The organism is Streptomyces sp. CA189 (assembly GCF_056428985.1).
Genome location: NZ_JBWJVM010000050.1, coordinates 18788 through 44222, shown reverse-complemented (window position 1 = coordinate 44222; position 25435 = coordinate 18788). Strand labels below are relative to the sequence as shown.

Here is a 25435-nt window from a genome sequence, read left to right as displayed (position 1 = left end):
GTTCGCATCTGGTCTGACCTGCTCTTCCGGCTGTTGTCAGTGGGCGGGGCTACGTTGTTGGGATGAGGACGACACCGATCGTGGGGGATGCCGGGCATGCCCGGTGGACCTTCCGCGTCCGCGTGTCGTCTACCGCGCTCACTGCCCTGATGGGTGAGTGGGACCGGTGCCGGTGGGTGTGGAACGAGTGCTGCGCGAAGTCGAAGCAGACGCATCTGTGGAACAAGGCTCGGCCTGAGGGGGCGGACAAGCGGACCTGTGGCCCGGCGCAGCTCGACAAGATGCTGACCGAGGCCCGGACCCGGATCGTCTGGCTGCGGGATGGGTCGTCGGTTGTGCAGCAGCAGTTGATCCGGGATTTCGGGAAGTCCCGCGCCAAGGCGCAGAAGGACGTCAAGGACCGGTTGCCAGTGCGGCAGCGGGCCGGGATGCCGAAGTGGAAGAAGAAGCGGGAAGCACTGCCGTCCCTGAACTACACCAAGCGCGGTTTCCGCTTGAAGGACGGCCGCCTGTACCTGGCGGGCGGGATCGTGCTGAGTGTGGTGTGGTCGCGGAACCTTCCCGCGGGCCCGTCCAGCGTGCGCGTGTATCAGGACAGTCTTGGGCACTGGTACTGCTCGTTCATCGTCCCCGCCGAGGTCGAGCCGCTGCCTGAGACCGGTCGTGTGATCGGGATCGACTGGGGAGTGGAGGAGACCGCGACCACCACCAGTGACGACCACGACCTTCCGCACGCCGAGCACGGCAAGAAGGCGGCTGCTGGGCTCGCCCGCCATCAGCGGATGATGGCCCGCCGGAAACCGGCGAAGGGCAAACCCGGGTCGAAGGGATACCAGGCGGCGAAAAGGCACGTCGCGAAGCTGCACAAGAAGGTGGCCCGGCAACGCCAGGACACCGGCCGCAAGTGGGCCAAGCGCGTGGTCCGCGATCATGACGCCCTGGCGGTTGAGGACTTCCGCCCGAAGTTCCTCGCCAAGTCCACCATGGCCAGGAAGGCGGCCGACGCGGCGATCTCCGCGACGAAGACGACCCTGATCGAGATGGGCCGAAAGCACGGCCGGACCGTGCACCTTGTCCACCCCGCGCACACCACCATGGACTGCGCGCAGTGCGGAGCGAGAACCAAGCACGCACTACCCCTTTCGGAACGTACCTACGCCTGCACCGTGTGCGGAGCCGTGTCTCCCAGGGACAAGAACTCCGCCCGCGTGATGCTGGTCCGGGCTGGTCTCAACCCGGCTAGTGCTGATCGCGTAAGACCAGACCAGGCGCTGCCTGGCCTGGCAGCGTGAGCTAGAAATCCCCGATCAGCCCTGGAGGGCGAGGACTCCCCTCCCTTCAGGGAGGGGAGGATTCAATGGGGGCTGTCCTCTCGGGTGAGGGTGCTCGGGGCGCCGGCACTGCCGCGGATGACGGGTGTGCCCGCTTCACCGGACGCGGACGCGGACGCGAGGTGGGCTCCGGTGTGGCTGGTGAGCTCCCACTCGTTGCGTCCCCGCTGCTCGCGCCAGACCGCGCGGATCGCGGCGCCGGCCAGCATCACCTGGTAGAACGGGCCGCCGACCACGAGCTTGACGTAGTGCGTGAAGCGCACCCGCAGCCCGTACTGGCGGCCGAAGTCGTGCAGGCCGACCACCTCGAAGACGAAGGTCACCATCGCGGTGATCATCGGCAGGAAGGTGACGATCGCGACGCCGACGGGCACGTCGAGGAAGACGGCCACGGCGAAGTTCACCGGGATGACGACCCCGGACGTGGCCTGCATGAACGGGGTCATCAGCGTGTAGCGGGCCAGCCAGCGCTGACCGCGGCCGGGCAGCTGCTGCCAGTCCTTCTTGCGGTAGACCTGGAGGAAGCCCTGGTTCCAGCGGGTGCGCTGCTTGAGGAGGCTGACCAGCGACCCCGGGGTCTCCTCACGGGTCACCATGTCGGAGTCGTAGGCGACGACCACCTTCTTGCCGACGGAGGACAGCCGTACGCCCAGGTCACAGTCCTCGGCGAGGCAGTTCGGGTCCCAGCCGCCGGCCTCGCGCAGGACTTCGGTGCGCACGAAGACGGTGTTGCCGCCGAGCGGGATGAAGCCCTTCTCGGCGTGCAGGTGCAGCCGGGAGCGGAACCAGAAGAAGTACTCCAGGCAGTTGCGCAGGCTGTACCAGCTGGAGTGGAAGTTGATGAGCTGGACCCCGCCCTGGACCACGTCGGCGCCGGTGGCGCGGAAGGCGTGGTCCACGTGGGACAGCAGCTCGGGATGGACCTGGTCCTCGGCGTCGAAGACCCCGACGATGTCGCCCCGGCAGTGCGGGAGGGCGGTGTTGAGGGCCTTCGGCTTGTTCTTGACCTCGTGGTGGTCGGTGATGACGCGTACGAGACCGGGCGCGCGGGCGGCGGCGCGCTCGGCCACCTCCGCGGTCCCGGGGTCGTCGTGGCCGACGATCACGATGATCTCGTAGTCGCGGTGGCTCGACTCCAGGAGCCGCTCGATGGTGTGCTCCAGCACGGCCTGCTCGTGGCGGGCCGGCAGCAGCAGGGAGAAGGCCAGCCGGCCGCCGCCGTCGGGGCGGTCGAAACGGGTCGAGGCGAGCGTCTCGGGCGTCCGCCACGCGTGCATCTGCCACCAGAGCGTGAACGCCGCCATCCAGAAGAGCGCGAGCGATACGACGCAGATGAATATGGATATGAACAAAGCGCCCCCCACAGACATGCCGCAACCCCAGGCGGCGATCCTTCAACCCCCCGGGGGCGGACGCGCGGCGGGCTCCCCAGCCCGCCGTCCTCGCCCCACCCCCGATTCCCCCGCCTGCGCAACCCCCGGTGCGCGCTCCCCCGGCGCCCGAGGGCGCTGTCCGTGACTGATCGGTGACTCCGAAGTCACGAGACTAGGCAGCAAACATGACGCGTAGGCGCTTTCCAGATAAAAACCACGTTGCCGAAGTGACCTTCAGACAACCGGAATTGACGCTACTCCAGTGCTTTCAGGGACGAACCGTACCCAACTGCTCCGCCAGCTCGACCGGATCGGTCGTAGGCCGCGCGCAGACGAAATGTCGACAGACATACGCCGTCGGGAGGTCGCGCATGAGCGTGCGCTCGGCCAGAAGGGGGAACTCCCCGCCGCTGCCGTCCTCCGCCCCCGGCATGCCCGTCGCCACGACCGCCCCGGGAGCCGTCCCCAGCAGCGCCACCCGGTGCAGCTCCGCCCGCGCCGGATCCTCCGGATGGCCGACCACGGCGACCTCGCGCGGCCCGTCGACCAGCGCCTCGGCGACCGCCAGCCCGTGCCCGATGAAGCGCGGAGCGCGCGGCCCGAGCGCGTGCACCACGGCGAGCGCCCGCTCGGCCGCCGTACGGTGCGCCTGCGAACCGGTGTGCGCGGCGTACGAGAGCAGGGCGCCGGCCGCGGCGGTCCAGCCGGAGGGGGCCGCGGTGTCGGTCGGGTCCTGCGGCCGCCTGATCAGCCGCTCCGCGTCGTGCGCGGTGTCGTACAGCGAGCCGTCCTCGGCGGTGAACCGGTCCAGGACCAGGTCGACGAGGAACCCGGCGAACTCCAGCCAGACCCCTTCACCGGTGACGGCCGCCAGCGCCAGGAACCCCTCGGCGACGTCCCCGTAGTCCTCCAGCACCCCGGCGTTGACCCCGACGCGCCCGTCCCTGCTGGTCCGCGCGAGCCGCGCCCGCCCATCCATATGGACCCGTACGAGCAGATCGGCGGCCTCGGTGGCCCGCTCGACCAGGTCGGGCCGGTCGAAGAAGGCCCCGCACTCGGCGAGGGCCGCGATGGCCAGCCCGTTCCAGGCGGCGACGATCTTGTCGTCCCGGCCGGGCGCGGGCCGCGCCTGCCGCGCGGCGAGCAGCCGCTCCTTGAAACCGGCGAGCCGCTCGTCACCGATGTCCGGCCCTTGCGCGGGCAGTTGGAGTACGGACATGCCGTGCTCGAAGGTCCCCTCCTCCGTCACCCCGAAACAGGCGGCGGCCAGATCCCCGTCCTCCTCCCCCAGCACCTCCCGCAACTGGGCCGGAGTCCAGGCGTAGTAGACCCCCTCCACGTGCTTGCCGGTCTCCGGGTGCTCGCTGTCGGCATCCAGGGCGGAGGCGAAGCCGCCCTCGTGGGTGCGCAGTTCGCGGACCATGAAGTCGGCGGTCTCCAGGGCGACCCGGCGCGCGAGATCGTCCCCGGTGGTGCGCCAGAGGTGGGCGTAGACCCGACACAGCAGCGCGTTGTCGTACAACATCTTCTCGAAGTGCGGCACGACCCACTCCCGGTCCACGGAGTACCGCGCGAAGCCGCCCCCGAGCTGGTCGTAGATCCCGCCCCGCGCCATGGCCTCACACGTATCGGCCGCCATCTCCAGCGCCCCGTCGGACCCGGTCCGGGCGTGGTGGCGCAGCAGGAACTCCAGCACCATGGACGGCGGGAACTTCGGCGCCCCGCCGAACCCCCCGCGCGTGGAGTCGTACTCCCGCACCAGCCCGAGCAGCGCCTGCGCGAGCTCCTCGGGCCCGGGGGTGCCGGCCTTCCCGTAGTCGAGCTGCCGCCCCGCGAGGTCCCGTACGATCCGCTGCGCGACCTCCGCCACCTCCTCGGGCCGCCCGACCCACGCGGTGCGCACGCCTTCGAGCACCTGCATGAAGGAGGGCATCCCGTGCCGGGGCTCGGGCGGGAAGTAGGTCCCGAAGTAGAACGGCTCGGCGTCGGCCGTCAGGAACACGGTCATGGGCCAGCCACCCTGCCCGGTGGCGGCCTGCACGGCCTCCATGTACACGGCGTCGATGTCGGGCCGCTCCTCGCGGTCGACCTTGACGTTGACGAAGTGCTCGTTGAGATAGGCGGCCGTCAGCTCGTCCTCGAAGGATTCGTTGGCCATGACATGACACCAATGACACGAGCTATACCCAACGCTTAGCAGAACGGGTACACCACGCTCCCGTGCCTCCGCGAAGGCCTCCGGGGACCAGGGCCACCACTCGACGGGGTTGTCGGCATGCTGGAGCAGGTAAGGGGAGGTCTCGTTCGCGAGGCGGTTCGGCATGGGGCCAAATCTATGCGCAGCAAGTCCACCCGGACGACCTGCCACGTCGCTCACGCGAACCGGCCGCCCCAGCCCACGATCGGCGCAAGGGGTACGGCCCCACCACTACGAAGTGCTCGTTCATTTGACATGCACCTTGGCCCGCGAGCCAAGTACTACAGCGGCAGATCATGTGACTGCTGATCGGTTGTGTCGTTGAGCGGTCATGCGAGGGACGACGACGGCTGGGACTACAACCAGACCACCACCATGAGCGACGCCGCCAACGTCCGCATCAACGAGTGGACCCAGCTCACCGCCACCTACGACGAGACCACCGGCCTGATCGCCCTGTACGTCAACGGCACCCTCGCCGGCACCGGCCACCACCCCAAGGCCAACGTCTGGAGCGCCACTGGCCCGATGGTCCTCGGCCGCTTCAAGAACCAGAGTCAGCCGTCCTCCTTCTGGATGGGACGCATCAGCAACGTGGCGGTCTACGACCACTCCACCGTCCCCTCCGCGACCAGCACCACCCTCGTGTCCGCAGTGAGCAGCACCAAGTGCGCGGACGACGACTACGGCAGCAATGCCGAAGGCGACCGCATCTACATCCACGACTGCAACGCCGACCCCGGCGCCTCCCAGACGTTCAACGTCCGCGAGAACGGCGAACTGCGCGTGGTAGGCAAGTGCCTGACCGTCGCGGCCGGAGGCACTGCCAACCGCACGCTCATCCAGCTCAACACCTGCAACGGTGCCGGCGGCCAGCAATGGCTCCCCACCGCCACCAGCGGCTTCTACAACCCGCAGTCCGGCCGCTGCCTCGACCTGCCGTACGCCCGCATCGACAACGGCACCCAGCTCGAACTGTTCGACTGCAATGTCTCCAACGCGCAACGCTGGTACGCCTCCGGCCTCGCCTCACCCCTCGGAGCCACCGGCTAGCCCAGACCACTGACCAATGACCGCCGGCCCGCCTCCCCCCTGGGGAGACGGGCCGGCGGCTTGGGAGTCCCGACGCGCAGTGTCGCGCCGGGGCTCCGGTGTTTCTCAGGCGAGGGACTCGATGTAGGCCCAGCCGCCTTCGCCGACTCGGACCGGGGTGCCGAAGGTGCCCGTGGTGCCCGGGCGGAACCACAGGTCGCCGCCCGTGGCCGTTGTCGCGTCGTACTTCGTGGTGACCCAGAGGTCGGCGCGGCCGTCGGCGTCCGCGTCGCCGAGGGAGACGGCCAGGGGGCGCTGTGCGGCGGTCCAGGTGTCGCCGCCGATCGTCTGGGGCGCGGCCAGGCCGGCCGCGCCCTTGGAGCGGAACTCCTTGAGCTCACCCGTGGTTCGGTTGCGTGCCCACAGGTCGGCCATGTTCTCGTCACCGGTCTCGGCCGGGTTCTCAGTGACGTCCCCCGGGGTGAGGACGTCGTGATCCGCCCAGTCCCCCTCGGTGGGCAGCAGCTCGATCGCCGCGCGGGGCAGTGAGGGGCCGGTCGCCGGGGTGCCGCCCCGGTGCAGCCACAGGCGGCTGCCGCTCGCGCTCTTGACGACCAGGTCGCTCTGGCCGTCGCCGTCGAGGTCTCCGGCGGCGAGCGGGACGGTGCCCGTCCAGCCGGTTTCCCGGTTGAGTACGGCTACGCGCTCGCCCAGCGTTCCGCCGCCCACGTTGGGGTAGACCCACAGGTTGTCGCCGATCCGCGCCACCACGTCCTCGCGCCCGTCGCCGGTCCAGTCGCCGCGGTGACTGACCACGGCCCCCAGCCAGCCACCGCTTCCCATCAGCTGAGGGGAGCCGAACCGGCCGGCGCCGATGCCCGGGTAGAGGCGCAGCGTCCCGTCCTTGCGTACGGCGAGCAGGTCGGGGCGGCCGTCTCCGGTGAGATCGCCGTCCACGGGGGCCCGGGTGACCGTCTTCGCCCGCAGGAGGGCGTGGTCCTTCGTTCCGGCGAGCTGCACGTCCGCGACGGACGCGGACGGGGTCTCGAAGTCCTCCGAGCTGAAGAACGCGTGGTCGAACTTCGCCGTGTAGGCCTTGGTGGTGGAGTTCCACCCCGCCGTCGGGGTTTTCGGCCCGGCGTCCGCTTCCACGAGCGGGCCCGTCACGGGCCTGCCCGGGCCGACCGTCGGATCCACGACGTCGGGCCTTGCGTTGAAGTCGCCGCCGAGGATCACGGCGGCGCCGCCCGCGTTCGCCTCGATGTGCCCGAACAGCTCGTGCATATCGCCCGCCGAGGTACTGGCGGACAGGTGGACGCTGCAGGCCAGGGTGTGGCGGCCGGCGACCGGACCCTTCGCGCACACCGCGAGCCGCGTGTCGTTCGCCGTGACCTGGACGGACGATCCGACGACGCCCGCGCTCGTCCGCAGGATGACGGCCTGTCCGAGCCGGGTCGAATCAGTGGTCGGCGTGGCCGTGGTGCTCCACTGGTCGCATCCGGAGCTGCTGAGCTTGGCCGTGAAATGGCCGGAGTATCCCGCGCCCAGCTTCTGCATCAGCTTCTCGTACTGGCCGGCGCACAGCTCCTGAAGCATGACCACATCGGTGGCTCCCAGGTCAGGCACCTTCTGCAGCGCCTCGTCCGCCCACACGTCCTCGTCCGCCGCGCTGCTCTTGCACGTCGACGCGCCGCACACGTTGTACGAGATCAGGCTCACCGGCTTCCCGGCGGGGGCGGTCCCCGCCGCGACGGCCGGGCCCGCCGCCGTACCGGCGAACAGACCCGCCGCGAGCACGACTCCGGCCACCAGTGTTCTTCGAATCGCTTGCACGTACTCGTGCCACCCCTCTGAGGAGATCACCAAAACCTGGTGAGTCTACAAGGGCTCCTCACGCTACGGGCGCGCGCCCGTGACCTCGCCGCATCAACAGGCCCGCACTGTCCGTGGGATTGAGGGCCTGGATGCGAAGTTTGGCATACCGCTGGTGGAGCAGGCTGACGTCTTTCAGGTCCGTGATCACCTGGCCTGTACTACAGCGGCGGATCTTGCTGATGTGATCGGGTCGGTTTGGTTGGGCGAAGGTGTGCGGGCAGGGGGTCGCCGCGTCGCTGGTAGTGGCTGATGGCGGCTGCGGTCTGGTGTTCGACTCGCCAGTGGTGCTGGCGCAGGAGCTCGGCGTCGTCGTGGCGGACGGCCAGGCCGGTGAGGGCGAGGAGTCCGGCGATGGCCGAGAGGGTCAGCCGGACCATCGGGCCGGATTCGCGCGCGCGGGAGGTCGGGACCGCAGCCGCCCCGGGGGGCGCGGGGGCGGCTTCGGCCAGGCTCGTTGTGTCGTGCGGGAGCTCGGGAACATCGCCCGGGTGCCGGGCGCGCCGGACGGTGATGAAGGCGTGGGCGAGCATCGTGCAGGTGACGCTGCGGTGCCACGGGGTCCACTTGCGGACCTGGTACTGGTCCAGACCGGTGAGCTGTTTTCCCTGCTCGTTGTCCTCCTCGATCTGCCATCTCACGCCGGCCTGCCCGATCGCCGCACCGGCCGGGGTGCCCATGGGGGCGTGGACGAGGAAGTAGGCGTACTCGTAGTCGAACCGTCCGCCGGCGAGCTGCTTCTTGTGGGTGGAGCGGCGGATCAGCAGATGGTGTTCGAATCCGTCGGCCGGTTCCTGTCCGGTGGCCTTCACCGCGAACAGGGTCCAGTCGTAGTAGCGCAGGCCCTTGGAACCCTCCCCGCAGGAGCGGCGTTCCCACTGGTCACGGCGCTTCGCGTAGGGCAGCAGGTGGTCCGCGCGCTTGATCCTCGCGGTGCCCGGGGCGGGGCTGCCGGGCGGGCCGGCCAGCGGCAGAGTGACCGGGACCGCCAGCACGTAGGACAGGCGTTCGCGATGCAGGAAGTCGCGCAGGCCGCCATCGCGGCCGTAACCGGAGTCGGCCACGACCCAGGAGAACAGCACCCCCTCGGCCAAGGCCTGTTCGAGCATGCGAACCGCCAGCTGCGGCTTCGTGGCGAACGCGACCGCGTCGGGTACCCCGGCCTCGCGGCAGCGGGCCCGGTCGCGGGTCCAGGCCGCGGGCAGGTACAGGCGGCGGTCGATGTAGGTGTGCCCGCCAGGGGCGGCGTAGGTCAGCATCACCATGACCTGGCAGTTCCGTACGTCGCCGGTCACCCCGCAGTGCTGCCTGGCGACCCCCACCGACTTGGTCCCCTTCTTCTGCACCTGTGTGTCGTCCAGGACGAGCGTCGCGGCCGGGTCGCCCAGGTGTTCGGCGACGTAGGCGCACAGCTCGCCGAGCAGGGCGTCCGCCGACCACGAGGCCGCGTTCAGGAACTTCTGGATCCGCGAGGGCGTGACGTGGCCCGCGCGTGCGGACATCGTCCACGCGTTCTTCCTGCGCAGGTCCGACAGCAGCCCCTCGACCAGGTCCGCGAACACCTCCCGCGGCTCCGGCCGCGCGAACAAGTGCCCGAGACCAGCCAGGAAGACCGCTAACTCCTCGGCCCACTCACCGAGTTGCTCCTCAGTCACAACAGCCAGCATGACCGCTCAACGACACAACCGATCAGCAGTCACATGATCTGCCGCTGTAGTACAAGGACTCCTGCCACGGCCACACGACCGTCTCGGCGGCTTCCTGCTTCATCACGCCGCGCCGGACCCCTCGATCCGGTCTTACCTGCGCTCCACGAGGCGTTTAGCCTGTCCGCCCGTCCGGCGGCCAGGGTGTTGATTGCTGCGTTCTCATCCCGGTCATGCACAGCCCCGCACTGCTCGCAGGTCCATTTCCTGACGTTCAAGGGTTTGGACCATCCCTGTGTCCGCAGCGGGAGCAGACTTGGGTGGTCGGTTCGAAGCGGCCTATCCTCCCGAAGTACCTGCCATGCTTGGCGGCCTTGTACTCCAACATGCCCACGAACGTCGACCAGCCCGCGTCGTGAACCGACTTGGCAAGCCGGGTGCGCATAAGGCCGGACACCGCGAGGTCTTCCACGTACACCGCTTGATTGTCGCGGATGATCCGTGTCGACACCTTGTGATGCCAGTCCCTACGCTGGTCAGCCACCCGTGCATGCTGCCGGGCGACCTTGATCCGCGCCTTCACCCGGTTCCTTGACCCCCTCGCCTTACGCGACAGGTCCCGATGCAGCCTCTTGAGCTTCTTCTCCGCACGTCGAAGGAACTTGGGGGCCACAACCTTGCTGCCGTCAGAGAGCACCGCGAACGTTGCCAGACCCAGATCGATACCCGTCTCACCATCCGTCTCCGGCAGTGGATCGGCATCCACGTTCACGACGAAACTCGCAAAGTACCGACCTGCCGAATCCTTGACAACCGTCAAGGAGGTTGGAGCCGCCGGCAGGACCCGCGACCAAGCGACTTTGAGGTCACCGACCCTTGCCACGCTCAGCAGCCCGTTACCCTTCAGCCGGAAAGCACCGGAGGCGAAGCGAATGGACTGCCGCGTGTCCTTCTTCGACTTGAACCGCGGCGGGCCGACCTTCCTACCCTTTCGCTTGCCCGCGATCGAGTCAAAGTAGGACTTGAACGCAGCATCCAGATCTCGAAGCGACTGCTGCAGTACGACTGCAGAGACCTCACCTAACCAGGACCTCTCCTCCGTGCGCTTCGCCTGGGTTATGTGGACCTTGGACATCACCGCCGAAGCCGGATACGGCAGCCCCTCCGCATGCGCTTCTTTGCGGACGCGCAAACAGTCATTCCACACCACACGAGCACACCCGAACGCCCGCGCCAGAGAAACTTGCTGGGATGCATCCGGATAAACCCGGTAGTTATATCGGAGCTGCACAGAACCAAGATATCCCTGCAATACGATTTGATGGTCGAAGTTGCCACAAGAGTACGAAATTGACTTCACTGGATCATCAATGACCACTCCTGCCTACCCACGGCGACACCAGAGCGGCCGGGCGGTACGGGTCGGGGTGGTCGGCCGAGGAGGCTGGAAGCGAGAGGTCATTGCCGTCGCGCGTGGTTCCGGAGGGACTCGATCTCCGCCCGCCGCAGACCACAAGCGACCGGTTGCCGACCAACTCCCTCTGAACTAGCTCAGATTCCCTCGCGCTTGCGACCGTCCCGAAGGACACTTGTGGCACGGTGCCGGAGCTCTCTGAGGGGGATGCCGATGCGGGACAGTCATCGCGGTGAGGCCGAGCGGCTGCTGGGGCGGGCCGTGGAGGAGGAGTCCCGGCGGGGAGCGGGCGGAGCGGCCGGCACTCCGGAGGCCAAGGCGGCACTGCTGGCGCGCGGCAAGCAGGCACTGGACGCGCTCGCGGCGAGCGCCGCCACCGAGTACGAGGCGTACACGCGCGCCCTGGACGAGGCGGCGGCCGGGGACGAATCGCTCGGCGAGGCCTTCCGGCGCGCGAACACCTCGACGGCGCTCCTGGTGACGGGGGTCGCGGCCGCTGCCGCGATCGTGGCCGACCTGGCCTTCAGCGTGGCGGTCGGCACGGCGCTGACCACCGGCGCCATCGTGGGCGTGGCCGGGGCCACGGCGACCGTGGTCAAGGTGACCGCCCTGCACCTGCCCGCGGCGAACCGGCGCGCCGGGGAGGCGGGCCGGCCGGGAGGCGCGGAGCAGCTCAAACTGCAGTGGCTGTCGGCGCTGGAGGTGCGCGGGATACGCCCCTTCCTGGAGCAGCAGCGCAAGGTGGCCGCGGCGCAGCACGCCCCGCACAAGGTGAACGGGACCGGCAACGGGGGCAACGCCCTCCAGCTGCGCGGCGCCAATCGCAGCGCAGAGGCCCGCCGGCGGGCCATGCTGGAGCAGTCCTTCGGCCAACTCCCGGCACTGGAGGGCGCGTTCGTCGGCCGTCGGGCCGAGCTGGCCCGGATCGCCCAGTGGGTGCAGAGCGCCCGGGCGAGCACCGAGACCCGTCCGGTGGTCGTGGTGCTGCACGGGGAGCCCGGGGTCGGCCGCACCACGCTGGCGCTGCATGCCGCGCAGGCGCTGCGGGACCAGTTCAGGGGTGCCTGCGTGGTGGACCTGCGCGGCGGCGGCGCCTCCGAGAGCCCGCTGCCGACCCGCGAGGCGCTGCTGCACCTGATGAACCGGCTCGGCGCGCCCCGCGAGCAGTTGCTGTTCCGCGAGGGCTCGTCGGCGGAGCAACAGGTTCGCAGGCTGGGAGAGTTGTACCACCAGCACGTGCAGGGCACCCCGGTGGCGGTGGTCCTGGACGACGCCGTGGACGCCGCACAGGTACGGATGCTCGTGCCCGAGCGCTCCGAGAGCCTGGTGCTGGTCACGGCCCGGGAGCCGCTGGAGCTGCCCGCCGAGCTGGCGGCCTGGGTGTACCAGTTGCCGGTGACCCGGCTGGCGGAGGAGGCCGGCGCGGAGCTGGTCCGGGCGGCGGGCGCGGACCCGGCGGGGACCGTGGCCGTGGGGACGGTGGCAGCGGGCACGGGAGCAGGAAGGCCGGGAGCCGCCGGGAAGGGAGCCGGGGCCACCGGAGCCGGCGGGCCGGCGGCCGGAGCCGCGGAGCCGCCCGCCGACGCGGCCGCGCCCGCAGCCCCGTACCCGGAGGAGACCGTACGGGCACTGCTCGCGCTCGGCGCCGGCCTGCCGCTGGCGCTGCGCGTGCTGGCCCCCCTCGGGGAGGTCGGGGCGTCCCCGGAGCCCGGCGGCTCCCTGGACGCCGCCCTGGACCTGGCCTACGCGGCCCTGCCCGAGGAGCGGCGCCGGCTGCTGCGCCGGCTGACGCTGGCCGGCCGGGCCTCGCTCGGGGCGGCGGCCGCGGCGGCGCTGATCGACGCGGACCAGGTGGAGGCCGGGCGGCTGCTGCGCGAGCTGGCGCGGGCCGGGCTGCTGGACCACGTACGCGGGGACCGGTTCCGGATGCACGACGCGGTGCGCGCGTACGCGGCGGCGCGGCTGGCCCAGGACGAGGACCGGGCCGGCGCCTCGGCCGCGCACGAGCGGCTGATCCGTACGTACGCGCAGCTCGCCGACTCGGTGATCCGGATGGTCGACGGGAAGATGTCCACGCGGGCGAACGCCCTGTCCAAGGCGAGCACGGTCGGCGGCCACGGCTTCGTCTCCCTGGACGCGGCCCTGCGCTGGCTGGACGACGAGTCGAGCTTCATCACGGCGGCGCTGCGGCACTCGGAGGGCGTGGACCAGCAGGCCGTACTCGATCTGCTGGGCGCGCTCTGCGACTTCTGCCTGCTGCGCGGGGACCTGTATCGACTCGGCGAGATCAACGAGCTCACCCAGGCCGTCGACCAGGGGCTGCTGGTCCGCTCGGTGCAGTGGCGTACGGGCATCGCGGCCCGCCAGCTCGGCGAGCTGGACAAGTCCCGCACCACGCTGACCTCGCTGGTCGACCAGTACATGGAGGCCCGGCAGGAGGCGGGCGCGGGCATGGCCCTGGTCTCGCTCGGCATCACCCTGCACCACCAGGGCAACCTCCCCGAGGCCTCGGCCCGCATCCGCGAGGCGCTGGTGCTCCAGGCCCCGGACGAGCTGGCGGGCGACCGGGCCTGGGGCCTGCACGCGCTCGGCGCGGTGGAGCGCGACCGCGCGCACCTCGCGGAGGCGCTGCGGCTGCTGCGCGAGTCGCTGGTGCTGCACCGCGAGAGCGAGAGCGTGCACGGCGAGGCCTGGGCGCACCTGCAGCTCGGCCAGGTGTACCTGCGCCTGGGCGAGGTCCCGCGCGCGGAGGCGGAGCTGCGCCTGGCGCTGGAGCTGTACGGGCGCACGCGGGACGACCGCGGCCAGGCCTGGGCGCTGACCCAGCTGGGCCGGGCCCGGGTGGTCGACGGGGATCCGGGGCCCGCCCTGGACCGGCTGCGGGACGCGCTGGCCCGGCACCGGGAGGCGGAGGACGCGCGCGGCGAGGCGTGGACGCTGTACTACCTGGGGCAGGCGCTGGAGGAGGCCGGGGAGCGGGACCGGGCGGTACGGGAGCTGGAGCGGGCCCGCACGATGTTCTCCCGGATGCGGGACGTGTACGGGCTGGCGCACGCCCGCCACCATTCGGGCCGGGTCACGCGCGACCAGCGGGCGGCGCAGACGGGGAACCTGAAGAACTCCGGGTTCGCCCGCCAGCTCCTGGTGGACGCGCGGGCGGACTTCCGCCGGATCGGGCTGGCCCACGGGGAGGCCTGGACCTGTCTGGAGCTGGCGGTGGTGGACGCGGGCAACGGGCGGACCTCGCAGGCGCTGGACCTGTGCGAGGAGGCGGTGCGGCTGTTCATCTCCTACGGGGACCGGCGCGGGGAGGACTGGGCGCGCTTCCTGCGCTGCACGCTCCTGCCGTACGCGCTCCCGGCGGCCCCGGACGAGGCGCGGACGGAGCTGTCGCGGCTGGCGGCGGCCCCGCACCCGATGCGGGACGGGCGGCTGGAGGACTGCCTGGAGTCCTACACGGTGATCCTGGGGCGCGGGGTGGACCCGGCGGAGGGCTGGCAGGCGTGGCGGCTCTCGCTCGTACCGAACCTGCACTCGCGGGAGATCATGGGCGTCCCGGTGGCGCTGCCCTCCGCGTAGGGCGCGCGGGAAGCCGCCGCCCCGGCCCTGAACGGCGGGGCGGCGGTCACCGCACGTGGACGGCCCCTACGGGGCGCGCGTGCCCTCCGTCGGGGCGGGCTCGGGGGCTTCCTTGAAGTCGACCCGGCCCATGTGGCGGCTCATCGACTTCATCAGGCCCCACACCCCGAGGGCGAGAGCCGCGAAGACGACGAAGCCGAGGAGGCCGGGGGTCACCTTGTTCTTGTCGAAGGTGTCGCCGGCCAGCGGGAGGAGCTGGGTGATTGCTTCCTGCGTAGCGCTCATAGCTACGCATTCTCCCGGATGCCCGCGAAGAGGTCGGACTCGGGGAGGGAAGTGTCCACGAGGGACTTCGCGAGCTCGTACTCCTCCGTCGGCCAGACCTCCTTCTGGATCTCCATTGGGACGCGGAACCAGCCGCCGTCCGGGTCGATCTGCGTGGCGTGCGCGATGAGCGCCTTGTCACGGATCTCGAAGAACTCGGCGCAGGGCACGTGGGTGGTCAGGGTCCGCTCCGTGCGCTCGAACTCCTTCCACCGCTGCAGCCACTCCCCGTACGGGGATTCCAGGCCGCGGGCGAGGAGCGCCTCGTGGAGTGCGACGGTGCGCGGCTTGTTGAAGCCCTGGTTGTAGTAGAGCTTCTGCGGCTGGTACGCCGGGCCGAACTCCGCCTCGGGGTACTTCTCGGTGTCGGCCGCGTGATCGAAGGCCACCATCGTGATCTTGTGGGTCATGATGTGGTCGGGGTGCGGGTAGCCCCCGTTCTCGTCGTACGTGGTGACGGCCTGCGGCCGGAAGGCGCGGATCTTCTTCACCAGGCGGCCGGCCGCCTCGTCGACGTCGGCCAGCGCGAAGCAGCCCTCGGGCAGCGGCGGCAGCGGGTCGCCCTCGGGGAGACCGGAATCGACGTATCCCAGCCATTCCTGGTCGACGCCCAGGATCTCGCGCGCCTCGTCCATCTCCTTGGCGCGCACCTCGTGGATGTGCTCCTCGATGTACTTGTCGCCCTGGAGCTTGGGATTGAGGACGGAGCCGCGCTCACCGCCGGTGCAGGTCACCACCAGCACCGACACCCCCTCGGACACGTACTTGGCCATGGTGGCCGCGCCCTTGCTCGACTCGTCGTCGGGGTGGGCGTGGACGGCCATCAGTCGAAGCTGCTCGGTCAAGACAGGATCCTCTTTGAGTCGTTCAGGCGGGCGCCTCCTATATTGAATCCTCCCCGATCCTGAGGGCCGGGGATTCCTGGCTCACGTTGGCTGTGGGCCTGCGGCCCCTCAGCTCTTACACGATCAGCACCAGCCGGGTTGAGACCAGCCCGGACCAGCATCACGCGGGCGGAATTCTTGTCCCTGGGGGACACGGCTCCACACGCGGTGCAGGTGTAGGTACGTTCCGAGAGAGGCAGTGCGTGCTTGGTTCTCGCTCCGCACTGCGCGCAGTCCATCGTGGTGTGCGCGGGATGGACCAGGTGCACGATACGCCCGTGCTTGCGAGCCATGTTGATCAGCTCACGCTTAGTGGCGGAGATCGCGGCGTCGGCCGCTTTACGTGCCATGGCGGACTTGGCGAGGAACTTCGGGCGGAAGTCCTCCACAGCAAGGGCGTCGTGGTCGCGGACGACCGTCTTGGCCCACTTTCGGGCGCCGTCCCGGCGTTGCCGGGCCACCTGCTTGTAGAGCTTCGCCGCCAGTTTCCTCGCCGCCCGGTAGCCCCTCGACCCGCGCCTGCCCTTCGCCGGTTTCCGGCGGGCCATCATCCGCTGATAGCGCGCGAGCCTGGCAGCGGCCTTCTTGCCGTGCTCGGCGTGTGGGAGGTCATGGGAGTCGCTGGTGGTGGTCGCGGTCTCCTTTACGCCCCAGTCGATGCCGATCACCGCGCCCGTTCCCGGGAGCGGCTGGGCTTCGGCGGGGACTACGAAGGACGCGTACCAGTGCCCGAGGGTGTCGCGGTAGATCCGCACGCTCGACGGGGCCGCCGCAAGTGCGCGGGACCACACCACGGTGAGGCTGATGCCGCCCGCCAGGTGCAGGCGGCCGTCCTTGATCCGGAAACCGCGCCGGGTGTAGTTCAGGCTCGGATCGGCCTTGGCCTTCTTCTTGTACTTGGGCATTCCCGCCCGCTGCCGAATCGGCAACCGGGCCTTGATGTCTTTCAAGGCTTTGGTGCGGGACTTCCCGAAGTCCCGCACCAGCTGCTGCTGCGGAACGCTGCTGCCGTCACCCAACCAGGTGTTGCGGCTGCGGGCTTCAGTCAGCATCTTGTCCAGCCGGGCCGGACCGCACTCCTCATTCTCAGCCCGGGCCTTCCGCGACCGGGCACAGCATTCGTTCCAGACCCACCGGCACCGCGCCCACTCACCCGACAACGCGGCGAGCGCGGTGGAAGACACGCGAAGCCGGTAGGTGAACCGAGCAAGCCCGGTCTCCTCCTTCTCCTGTCGTGCCGTCATGCGATCAACCTAGCCGAGCCCACTGACAATGCCGGAAAGCGCAGATCACGGCAGGTGCGAAGAGAACCGGGGCACTCCGCGTCTACGATGGCGGGACCGCCCTCCCCGGGCTGGGATTTCCGTGGTTCGCCCACCTCGAAGGGAACGATCGATGAGCGCGGTGCGCGAAGAGCTGCCCGAGGGCCGCTACGGCCGGTCGGCGGACGAGCGTGCGGACCGCAAGCTCAAGGTCATCGGGTCGGTCCTCGGCGTCGGGCTGCTGGGTGTGGTCGGCTGGATCGGCTGGGACTACGTGGCCGGTCAGAGCGTGAGCGCCGAGGTGATCAAGTTCAAGGTCGTCTCCGACACCGCGGTCGACGTGCACCTGGAGGTGCGCAAGGGCGCCTCGGACACCGGGGTGTGCACGCTGAGCTCGCAGGACGAGGGGCACGGCGAGGTGGGCCGCGCCGATTTCACCTTCGCGGAGCCGCAGAAGCGCGTGGACCAGATGGTCACGCTGAAGACCACCGGCCGCGCCACGATGATCGAGCTGGTCGGCTGCCGCGTGGCCGGTTCCGCGGGCTGACCTGACGCAGTTCACACACTTGGCGTCCTCCCCCTTTTCTTCCCGAATTGTTAGGCTCGTGGTTTCGTCCGCCGCTGGCGGCTTTGCAGTCCCTGTACCGACGAGGAGCACCCGTGACCCAGACGAGCGAGAGCGTCACCTGGCTGACCCAGGCGGCGTACGACCAGCTGAAGGCCGAGCTGGAGTACCTCTCTGGTCCCGCACGGTCGGAGATCACGATCAAGATCGCGGCCGCCCGCGAGGAGGGTGACCTCCGCGAGAACGGCGGTTACCACGCGGCCAAGGAGGAGCAGGGCAAGCAGGAGCTCCGCATCCGCCAGCTCACGCAGCTGCTGGAGAAGGCCAAGGTCGGCACGGCCCCCGCCTCCGACGGCGTGGTGGCCCCCGGCACCCTGGTCAAGATCGCCTTCGACGGCGACGAGGACGACACGATGGAGTTCCTGCTGGCCTCGCGCGAGTACGCCTCCTCGGACTTCGAGACCTACTCCCCGCAGTCCCCGCTGGGCTCCGGCGTGATGGGCAAGAAGATCGGCGAGGACGCCCAGTACGAGCTGCCGAACGGCAAGCAGGCCTCGGTCAAGATCCTCGACGTCAAGCCCTTCACCGGCTGATCACCCCCCTTCTTTTCACACCTCGCCCCGCCGGGCTGCTGCCCGGCGGGGCGAGGTGTTTTCTGCGGTGCTTGCGGCGGCTACACCGTCGCCGAGCGGTACTTGCGCACCGCCAGGGTGCGGAAGACCACGATGATCAGCACCGACCAGAGGATCGACGCGATGACCGGGTGCTGCATCGGCCACGCCTCGGGGGTCGGGTAGCCCGGCGGAAGGTTCCCGAAGAGCTCGCGGGCGGCCTGGACGGTGGCGCTGAAGGGGTTCCACTCCGCGATGTGCCGCAGGAACGTCGGCATGTTGTCGGAGGGGACGAAGGCGTTCGAGATGAACGTCAGCGGGAAGAGCCAGATCAGCCCGCCCGAGGTGGCGGCCTCCGGGGTGCGCACCGACAGGCCGATCAGGGCGCCGATCCAGGAGAACGCGTAGCCGAGCAGGAGCAGCAGGGCGAAGCCGCCCAGGACCTCGCCGATGTTGGTGTGGGTGCGCCAGCCGACGAGCAGCGCCACGATCGCCAGGACGACGAGCGTGAGGGTGGTCTGCACGAGGTCGGCGAGGGTGCGGCCGGTGAGGACCGCGCCGCGCGCCATGGGCAGGGACCGGAAGCGGTCGATGAGCCCCTTGTGCATGTCGTCCGCGATGCCCGCGCCCGCGCCGGCGGTGGCGAAGGTGACGGTCTGGGCGAAGATGCCGGCCATCAGGAACTCGCGGTAGGCGGCGGGCGAGGTGTTGCCGCCGACGGAGATCGAGCCGCCGAAGACGTAGCTGAAGAGGACGACGAACATCACCGGCTGGATCACCCCGAAGATGATCATCTCGGGGATGCGGGACATGCGGATCAGGTTGCGCTTGGCCATGACCAGCGAGTCGTTGATCCCCTGGACGATGCCGCCGCGCGGGCGGGGCGCCGCCAGCTCCGGGGTCGTGGAGGTGAGGGTCACTTCGCCGCCTCCTTGCGGTCCTTGCGGCTGCCCGTCGACTTCGCGGCCTTTGCGGCCTTCGCGTCGGCGGGGGCCTCTCCGTTCTCCTCGGCGATCAGCTCCGCCGCGTGGCCGGTCAGGGAGATGAACACGTCGTCCAGGGTGGGACGGCGCAGGCCTATGTCGTCGATCTCGATGCCGCGTCCGTCGAGTTCGCGGATGACCTCGGCGAGCAGCTTGGCACCGCCGGAGACCGGCACGGTCAGTTTGCGGGTGTGCTCCTCGACGGTGGTCTCGCCCTTGCCGAAGCCGGCGAGGACCTCGCGGGCGGTGGCTATGTGCTCGCGCTCGTGCACGACGACCTCGACGCGCTCGCCGCCCGTCTGGGCCTTGAGCTGGTCGGAAGTGCCGCGTGCGATGACCCGGCCGTGGTCGACCACGCAGATGTCGTGCGCGAGGTGGTCGGCCTCCTCCAGGTACTGCGTGGTGAGCAGCAGGGTGGTGCCGCCCGCGACGAGCTCCTGGATGATGGCCCACAGCGCCTGGCGGTTGCGCGGGTCGAGACCGGTGGTGGGCTCGTCCATGAACATCACGGGCGGGCTGACGACGAGGGCCGCGGCGAGGTCGAGTCGCCTGCGCATGCCGCCGGAGTACGTCTTGGCCGTGCGGTCCGCGGCGTCGCCGAGGTTGAAGCGCTCCAGCAGTTCGGCGGCCCGGGCCTTGGCCGCCTTGGCGCCCATCTGGTAGAGCTGGCCGACCATTTGGAGGTTCTCGCGGCCGGTGAGGTATTCGTCGACGGCGGCGAACTGGCCGGAGAGGCCGATCGCGCGCCGGACTTCGTTGGGGTGTTTGAGGACGTCGATCCCGGCCACTACCGCCTTGCCGCTGTCGGGCTGGAGGAGGGTGGTCAGGACGCGGACGGTCGTGGTCTTGCCGGCGCCGTTGGGGCCGAGCAGACCGAGGACCGTGCCTTCGGGTACATCGAGGTCAACGCCGTCCAGAGCCCTTACGTCGCCGAAGGTCTTGACCAGACCTTCGGCGTAGATGGCGCCTGGCATATGGGTACTCCCAGTGCGAATCGAACCGGCTGAATCGTTACATTTCTACGCGAATCCTATGGGCGGGGGCCTGGACCCGCCGTCCGAGCGCCACCGTAACGCGCTATATCGCGTCCCGCTACGGAATATCCCCGACCGCACGGGCGTACGAGGACTCCTGGATGCACACATGGGGCGACTCCCAGCGCGAGCGACCGCTGCACCCGACCCCGGGGCCGGCTTTCCCCTACTCGGTGACAGGTCGGCTATTTTCCGTGCTGGGGGTGGGCTTCACGCCAGGCATCCAGCTGGTCAACGGGCCACAGCGGAGTTCGGCCGATGTAGACGGGAGCCGGGAAGTCGGCGCGGCTGCTGTTGAGGTTGTAGACGTGCTGAACGGTCACTTTGAGCCGCTCCGCCGCCTGTCGGGCATCTGCATATCCAGGAATCGTTGCTGCCATGAACCCGTTCCATTCAGCTGTCTTAGCTCAACTCATCAGATATTGTGCCGTAGGTCAGCTACTAGTGATGGGAGGTGACGGTAATGCAAGCTGCCCAGGCGCGGAAGTTCCGGGGAAAGAACAAGGCACCGAAATGGACCAAGCCCGACGACGGGGTCGTGTCGGTGATGGTGCTGCCGCTGACCGTCACCGGCCCCGCCGACATCGCCCGGCTGGAGAAGCTGTTCGGGGCAATGTGGTCGATCAAGCGCGCCGTCCGGCGTGACGCCCGCGCCAAGGTGGACGCCTACTGGGCCTCGGAGCATGAACGCGAGCGCGACAAGGGCAAGTCCGCCCGCCAGCGCCTCGGTCTGTCCCGTGAGGGTCTGGAACGCTGTGCGTACAAGCACTTGGAGGACTCCGGGCACCTGAAGCACCATGTGAGTAAGGCCCTGGCCATGCACATGGCCGATGAGGTGTGGAACGGGGTGCAGCGGCACCTCTTCCCCGACTACACCGGCCAACGCTTCGGCCGTCCGCAGGCAGGCAACTGGCACGACTTCACCCGCATTCCTGGCCGCGCCCGCTCCCACACGACCGACAACAAGTGGGAAACCTTCCGCCTGACCGGCACCCTCCACGGCCACGCCATGGCCTACACCGGCGGCGGCCGGCACGCGCTGACGCAGCCGCTCCGGATGCCCAAGCCCACGACCCCGGACCGCGTGCCCACGGGCAAGGTCAGCGCCTCAGGCAAGCCCGCCACCCGTAAGGCGACGTGGTGGGACCACACCGGCCCCCTCGCCGTGGTGTTCGCCGGGGGCCCCGACAGTGGCCGTGGTGACCTCGTGCTTCCCGTACGTATCCCGCAGCAGCCCGGCCAGTGGGCGCGTACACAGCACTTCCTCTCCCATCCCGGCCGCTGGCACAAGGTGGACCTCGTCCGCCGCCGGAAGGCTTACGCACCGGGCGGCTGGGTGTACGAGGCGCACCTCATGATGCTCGGCCCCCGATACACCGCGCCCGGCGTGCGGGCCATGCGCGACCGTGCCGCCCAGCTCGATCGTGTCGGCGGTGTGGACGGCAACGTCTCCAATCTCTCAGTCGTCTCCTTCCCCGCCGATCTCACCAGCGGCAAGCCCGTCTCCACCGAGGTCACGCTCACCGAAGCCGGGCGGGCCCTGTTGGAGAAGCAGGCGAAGAAGCGGCGGGATCGCACGCGGGCACTGGAGCGCTCCCGTCGTGCGACGAACGCCGCGCAGTACGGGCTGTCGAAGAAGCAGGCCAAGCACGCTGCCCGGAGGGAAGCGCGGGGCCTCAAGCCCAAGGCCGTGACCGTCCCCGGTGGTGCCCGGGCCGCCCGGTCCGACGGAGTACCGAAGCAGGCGTTCCGCCGTGACCGGCTCTCTGCCCATTACCGGGAGACGCGCGCCCGCCAGGCCGAACAGGCTGCCGGGATCGCTGAACACCGCCGCCACCGCGCTCGGCTGGTGGCCCGCGAGATCATTGCTGCCCACGGTCCCGTGCTCGTGGTCGAGGACTGCGACATCCGCACCTGGTACCGGCTGTGGGGCAAGCGTCTGTCGCAGACCACGCCGGGCATGTTGATCTCCGCCCTCAAGGTGGAGTGCGAGGCGGCAGGAGGCCGGCTGGTCCGGGCTTCTACGTGGTCGACGGCCCTGTCCCAGCACTGCCTGTGCGGCGAGCACGTCTCCAAGACCCTGCGAGACCGCGAGCACAGGTGCACCGCGTGCGGCCTCACCGGCAAGCGGGACCTCGTATCCGCCGCGCTGGCCGCGTTCGTCCGCTTCACCGACGTGGACGACCCCAAGACCGCGTACCTGGACGCCACCATGTCCCGGCACGCACAGATCACCTACGCGCAAGCGCTGGAAGAAGCGCTGCGGGAGTCAACCACACCGAGCCCGAAACTGCTCCGGCGGTCGGGTCGCGTGGCAGTCCCACGGCAATGCCGCGAGACCTCTGCTCCCCGAACCGCCGGACAGCGGCACCGAGCGACCCCGGATGAGTCACGCTCGCGTGGCCACGCCGGAAAGCCCGGTCCCCGCCCCGCGTGCAGTCCGCAGCTCACCCTCTGGTGACCTACGGATCAAGTCTTAGCCCATGACCTTGTACCCCGCGCCGTGCAGCGCCCGCGCGACCTCCGCGCAGTGCTTCGGCCCCTTCGTCTCCAGGTGCAGCTCCACCTCCACCTCCGTGAGCCCCAGGCGCGGGTCCGTCCGCACGTGGCTCACGTCCAACACGTTCGCATCCACCACTGACAACTCCCCCAGCAGACCGGCCAGCGCCCCCGGCCGGTCGGTCACCCGCAGCCGCAGCGACAGGTAGCGGCCGGCCGCCGCCATGCCGTGGCGAAGGATCCGCTGCAGGAGCAGCGGGTCGACGTTGCCGCCGGACAGCACGGCCACCACCGGGCCGTCCCCGTACAGTTCGGGCTCGCTCAGCAGCGCGGCCACCGGGCTGCACCCGGCCGGCTCGACCACCATCTTCGCCCGCTCCAGGCAGAGCAACAGGGCGCTGGAGAGCGCGTCCTCGGACACCGTACGGACGTCGTCGAGCAGCTCGCCAATGATTTTGAAGGGGATGTCCCCGGGCCGGCCCACCTTGATGCCGTCCGCCATCGTGTTCGGGTTGTCGATGGACACCGGGTGCCCGACCTTCAGCGAGGGCGGGTACGCGGCCGCGCCCGCCGCCTGGACTCCGATCACCCGGACGTCGGGGCGCAGCGCCTTCACCGCGACCGCCACCCCGGCGGCGAGCCCGCCGCCGCCGATGCCGACCAGGATCGTGCGCACCTCGGGGCACTGCTCCAGGATCTCCAGGCCGACCGTGCCCTGGCCCGCGATGATGTCGCGGTGGTCGAAGGGGTGGATGAACACCGCGCCCGTGCGGTCGGCGTACTCCTGGGCCGCGGCCAGCGTCTCGTCCACGACCTGCCCGTGCATCCGCACCTCGGCGCCGTAGTCCTGGGTCGCGGCCACCTTCGGCAGCGGCGCCCCGACCGGCATGAACACGGTCGAGCGGACCCCGAGGAGGGAGGAGGCCAGCGCCACGCCCTGGGCGTGGTTGCCGGCGCTGGCGGCGACGACGCCGGCGGCCCGCTGCTCGGGGCGCAGGCCCGCGATGCGCACGTACGCGCCGCGCAGCTTGAAGGAGCCGGTGCGCTGGAGGTTCTCGCACTTGAAGTGGACCGGGGAGCCGGTCAGCGAGGAGAGGTACCGGCTGCCCTCCATCGCGGTCACCCGGGAGACGCCGGACAGCATCTTCTGGGCCCCCCGGATGTCGTCGAGGATGACCTGCGGGACGGGCTGCGGCACGCGGTAGTTCATGCGGCCAGTCTCGCAGCCGGTCCGTGGCGCGCTGCGCTGCGCTGGGCGGGACGGGTGAGGGGCGGGGCGCGGGGAGGGGCGGCGGCGGGCCTCGGGGAGGGGCGCCGGCGGGGCCGGGTGGTGGGGCGGGAGGGGCTCGCGGGAAAGGTGCGGGAGCGTCGGAATCTCGCCATGCGGGACGGCTCGTAGTCGCCGTTTCACCGCTGCCGTATCAGTTCTTGTACGAGGAGTACGAGCCGTCGCACGGCCGCGTACTCTGTCCCCCATCCTTGTCGGCCCCATGCGAAGAGAGCCCACGGCCATGCCCTCCACCCCGGCCAGTTCCGACCTGCCCGCGCCGGCCGGCGCACCCGCCGAAGCCGGTCTCCTCGACGCGCTCCAGCACCAGGTGGCGGTCTTCGCCCGGCGCGCCGAGCAGACCCGCCTGGGCGGGGTCGGCCAGGCCCGCAACTCCATGGACCGGGCCGCGTACCTGCTGCTGAACCGGCTCGACCTGGAAGGCCCGATGGGCGTCAAGGCGCTCGCCGGCGGCATGGGCATCGACTCCTCCACCGTCACCCGCCAGGTCGCCCCGCTCGTCGACAGCGGCCTGGTCAAGCGGACCTCGCACCCCGAGGACGGACGGGCCGTCGTGCTCGCGCTGTCCCCGCGCGGGCTGGCGCGGCTGGAGGAGGTCCGCTCCTCGCGGCGCGAGCTGATGGCCCGGGTGACGGACGGCTGGGACGAGGAGGAGCGCGAGTCGTTCACCGCGCTGCTGACCCGCTTCAACGTCTCGCTGTCCGAGCTGATGTCGGCCGGCTCCGAGCCAGGTTCCGAGGCCGGCCCCGCCTCCTGACGTCCGACCCCTTCCGAGGCGGTCCCTCCGGCCGCACTATGTGGACTGTGGACCACGGGCCGGGCCCCTACGCGGAGTTCGAAGCCTTCGTCGCGGGCGCGGCGGGGCGGCTCCTGCGCGTCGCGATCCTGCTGACGGCGGAGCCCGCGACGACCGCGGCCGACGCCCCCGCCGCGCGCGCGTTGCTCGGCGGCGCACTGGCCCGTACGTACGCGAACTGGCGCAGGCTGCGCGGGGACGACCCGTACGACCACACCCGCCAGGAACTGTGCGCCGCCTTCGCCCACACCGGCCGCCGCCACCACGGGGGCAGCGGGGTACTCGGGCGGCTGGGCCCGCTGGAGCGGCTCGTCGTGGTGCTGCGGCTCTACGAAGGGGTCGCGGAGGAAGTCACGGCGGCGCAGCTGGGGCTGGCGCCCGAGCGCGTACGGAGCCTGTGCGACCGGGCCGTCGCCGAGCTGCGCTCGCGCCCCGGCGCGGCCCCCGGTCCCCGGCCGGGCGCCCGCCACCGGGAGGCGGCATGAGTCCCCCCGATCCCAGGGAAGCCCAGGTCAAGCGGCTGCTGGAGGGCCCGTACCCGGCGGTGCCGCCCGATCTCGCGGCGGGCGCGGCCGCCCGCGGCGACCGGCTGCTGCGACGCCGCAGGACCGTACAGCGCATCGGCTGGATCCTGCTGTGGGCGGCGGTGGTGGCCTTCGTGGTGTGGGCCTCGCTGACCGGTGCCTGGTCGACGCCTTCGAGTGAGGTCTCCCCGCCCTGGTAGGACGTGCTCGGGCGGGGAGAC

Annotated in this window: 20 protein-coding genes and 1 pseudogene; 9 read left to right on the top strand and 12 right to left on the bottom strand. The window is 70.4% G+C overall.

Going from position 1 to position 25435, the window contains the following annotated elements:
- Window positions 1-62: 62 nt before the first annotated feature.
- Entirely contained in the window at window positions 63-1292 is a 1230-nt protein-coding gene (locus tag AC061S_RS29660; RefSeq protein ID WP_478688966.1) for an RNA-guided endonuclease InsQ/TnpB family protein, read from the top strand.
- Between the two features lie 62 nt (window positions 1293-1354).
- Here the strand turns inward: AC061S_RS29660 and AC061S_RS29655 are convergent, their stop codons facing one another.
- Both AC061S_RS29655 and AC061S_RS29650 read right to left on the bottom strand, forming a co-directional pair.
- Window positions 1355-2701, bottom strand: a complete 1347-nt coding sequence (locus AC061S_RS29655) for a glycosyltransferase (protein ID WP_478688965.1) — start codon at window positions 2699-2701, stop codon at window positions 1355-1357.
- 271 nt (window positions 2702-2972) lie between these two features.
- Entirely contained in the window at window positions 2973-5027 is a 2055-nt protein-coding gene (locus AC061S_RS29650; RefSeq protein WP_478688964.1) for a thioredoxin domain-containing protein, read from the bottom strand.
- A gap of 195 nt (window positions 5028-5222) precedes the next feature.
- On the opposite strand from AC061S_RS29650, the gene AC061S_RS29645 reads away from it, so the two are divergent.
- Complete coding sequence (locus AC061S_RS29645; protein WP_478688963.1) at window positions 5223-5954, top strand: ricin-type beta-trefoil lectin domain protein; 732 nt, start codon at window positions 5223-5225, stop codon at window positions 5952-5954.
- 105 nt (window positions 5955-6059) lie between these two features.
- Here the strand turns inward: AC061S_RS29645 and AC061S_RS29640 are convergent, their stop codons facing one another.
- From AC061S_RS29640 to AC061S_RS29630, 3 genes and pseudogenes are all read right to left on the bottom strand, one after another.
- Window positions 6060-7742, bottom strand: coding sequence for an FG-GAP-like repeat-containing protein (locus AC061S_RS29640; RefSeq protein WP_478688962.1), 1683 nt, complete (start codon window positions 7740-7742; stop codon window positions 6060-6062).
- A 224-nt stretch (window positions 7743-7966) separates the two neighbouring features.
- A complete protein-coding gene (locus AC061S_RS29635; protein ID WP_478688961.1) occupies window positions 7967-9460 on the bottom strand; it encodes an IS701 family transposase in 1494 nt (497 codons plus the stop codon).
- Window positions 9461-9501: 41 nt separating this feature from the next.
- Window positions 9502-10742: pseudogene (locus AC061S_RS29630) on the bottom strand (RNA-guided endonuclease InsQ/TnpB family protein).
- A 336-nt stretch (window positions 10743-11078) separates the two neighbouring features.
- Here AC061S_RS29630 and AC061S_RS29625 point away from each other — a divergent pair.
- The gene (locus AC061S_RS29625) at window positions 11079-14444 is read left to right on the top strand and encodes a tetratricopeptide repeat protein (RefSeq protein WP_478688960.1); all 3366 of its coding nucleotides are present in this window, start codon (window positions 11079-11081) and stop codon (window positions 14442-14444) included.
- A 66-nt stretch (window positions 14445-14510) separates the two neighbouring features.
- Here the strand turns inward: AC061S_RS29625 and AC061S_RS29620 are convergent, their stop codons facing one another.
- Genes AC061S_RS29620 through AC061S_RS29610 form a run of 3 tightly spaced genes read right to left on the bottom strand, consistent with a single transcriptional unit; the run spans window position 14511 to window position 16896 of the window.
- Window positions 14511-14729 (bottom strand): hypothetical protein, encoded by a 219-nt coding sequence (locus tag AC061S_RS29620; RefSeq protein ID WP_478688959.1) that lies wholly within the window; start codon window positions 14727-14729, stop codon window positions 14511-14513.
- Window positions 14730-14731: 2 nt separating this feature from the next.
- Window positions 14732-15613 (bottom strand): mycothiol conjugate amidase Mca, encoded by an 882-nt coding sequence (gene mca, locus AC061S_RS29615; protein WP_478688958.1) that lies wholly within the window; start codon window positions 15611-15613, stop codon window positions 14732-14734.
- A complete protein-coding gene (locus AC061S_RS29610; RefSeq protein WP_478688957.1) occupies window positions 15610-16896 on the bottom strand; it encodes an RNA-guided endonuclease InsQ/TnpB family protein in 1287 nt (428 codons plus the stop codon). The genes mca and AC061S_RS29610 overlap by 4 nt, the downstream gene beginning before the upstream one ends.
- 151 nt (window positions 16897-17047) lie before the next feature.
- Between AC061S_RS29610 and AC061S_RS29605 the strand changes: the two genes are divergently transcribed.
- Together AC061S_RS29605 and greA are read left to right on the top strand one after the other, a co-directional pair.
- Window positions 17048-17461: a DUF4307 domain-containing protein gene (locus AC061S_RS29605; protein ID WP_478688956.1), complete on the top strand. Its 414-nt coding sequence runs from the start codon at window positions 17048-17050 to the stop codon at window positions 17459-17461.
- 113 nt (window positions 17462-17574) lie between these two features.
- A complete protein-coding gene (gene greA, locus AC061S_RS29600) occupies window positions 17575-18072 on the top strand; it encodes a transcription elongation factor GreA (RefSeq protein ID WP_478688955.1) in 498 nt (165 codons plus the stop codon).
- Window positions 18073-18152: 80 nt separating this feature from the next.
- Here greA and AC061S_RS29595 read toward each other — a convergent pair whose 3' ends face one another.
- From AC061S_RS29595 to AC061S_RS29585, 3 genes are all read right to left on the bottom strand, one after another.
- Window positions 18153-19010 (bottom strand): ABC transporter permease, encoded by an 858-nt coding sequence (locus AC061S_RS29595; RefSeq protein WP_478688954.1) that lies wholly within the window; start codon window positions 19008-19010, stop codon window positions 18153-18155.
- A complete protein-coding gene (locus AC061S_RS29590; RefSeq protein ID WP_478688953.1) occupies window positions 19007-20047 on the bottom strand; it encodes an ATP-binding cassette domain-containing protein in 1041 nt (346 codons plus the stop codon). The genes AC061S_RS29595 and AC061S_RS29590 overlap by 4 nt, the downstream gene beginning before the upstream one ends.
- Window positions 20048-20292: 245 nt before the next feature.
- Entirely contained in the window at window positions 20293-20430 is a 138-nt protein-coding gene (locus AC061S_RS29585; protein WP_243340627.1) for a hypothetical protein, read from the bottom strand.
- A gap of 140 nt (window positions 20431-20570) precedes the next feature.
- Here AC061S_RS29585 and AC061S_RS29580 point away from each other — a divergent pair, with 140 nt between their 5' ends.
- On the top strand, window positions 20571-22568 hold the full coding sequence (locus AC061S_RS29580) for a zinc ribbon domain-containing protein (protein ID WP_478688952.1): 1998 nt from the start codon (window positions 20571-20573) through the stop codon (window positions 22566-22568).
- Window positions 22569-22583: 15 nt separating this feature from the next.
- Here the strand turns inward: AC061S_RS29580 and ilvA are convergent, their stop codons facing one another.
- Window positions 22584-23816: a threonine ammonia-lyase gene (gene ilvA, locus AC061S_RS29575; RefSeq protein ID WP_478688951.1), complete on the bottom strand. Its 1233-nt coding sequence runs from the start codon at window positions 23814-23816 to the stop codon at window positions 22584-22586.
- Between the two features lie 301 nt (window positions 23817-24117).
- On the opposite strand from ilvA, the gene AC061S_RS29570 reads away from it, so the two are divergent.
- The 3 genes from AC061S_RS29570 to AC061S_RS29560 are packed head-to-tail and all read left to right on the top strand — an operon-like array spanning window position 24118 to window position 25414.
- Entirely contained in the window at window positions 24118-24651 is a 534-nt protein-coding gene (locus AC061S_RS29570; RefSeq protein ID WP_478688950.1) for a MarR family winged helix-turn-helix transcriptional regulator, read from the top strand.
- Window positions 24652-24698: 47 nt separating this feature from the next.
- A complete protein-coding gene (locus tag AC061S_RS29565; RefSeq protein ID WP_478688949.1) occupies window positions 24699-25175 on the top strand; it encodes a sigma factor-like helix-turn-helix DNA-binding protein in 477 nt (158 codons plus the stop codon).
- The gene (locus tag AC061S_RS29560; protein WP_478688948.1) at window positions 25172-25414 is read left to right on the top strand and encodes a hypothetical protein; all 243 of its coding nucleotides are present in this window, start codon (window positions 25172-25174) and stop codon (window positions 25412-25414) included. Before AC061S_RS29565 ends, AC061S_RS29560 begins: the two co-directional genes overlap by 4 nt.
- Window positions 25415-25435: the final 21 nt, after the last annotated feature.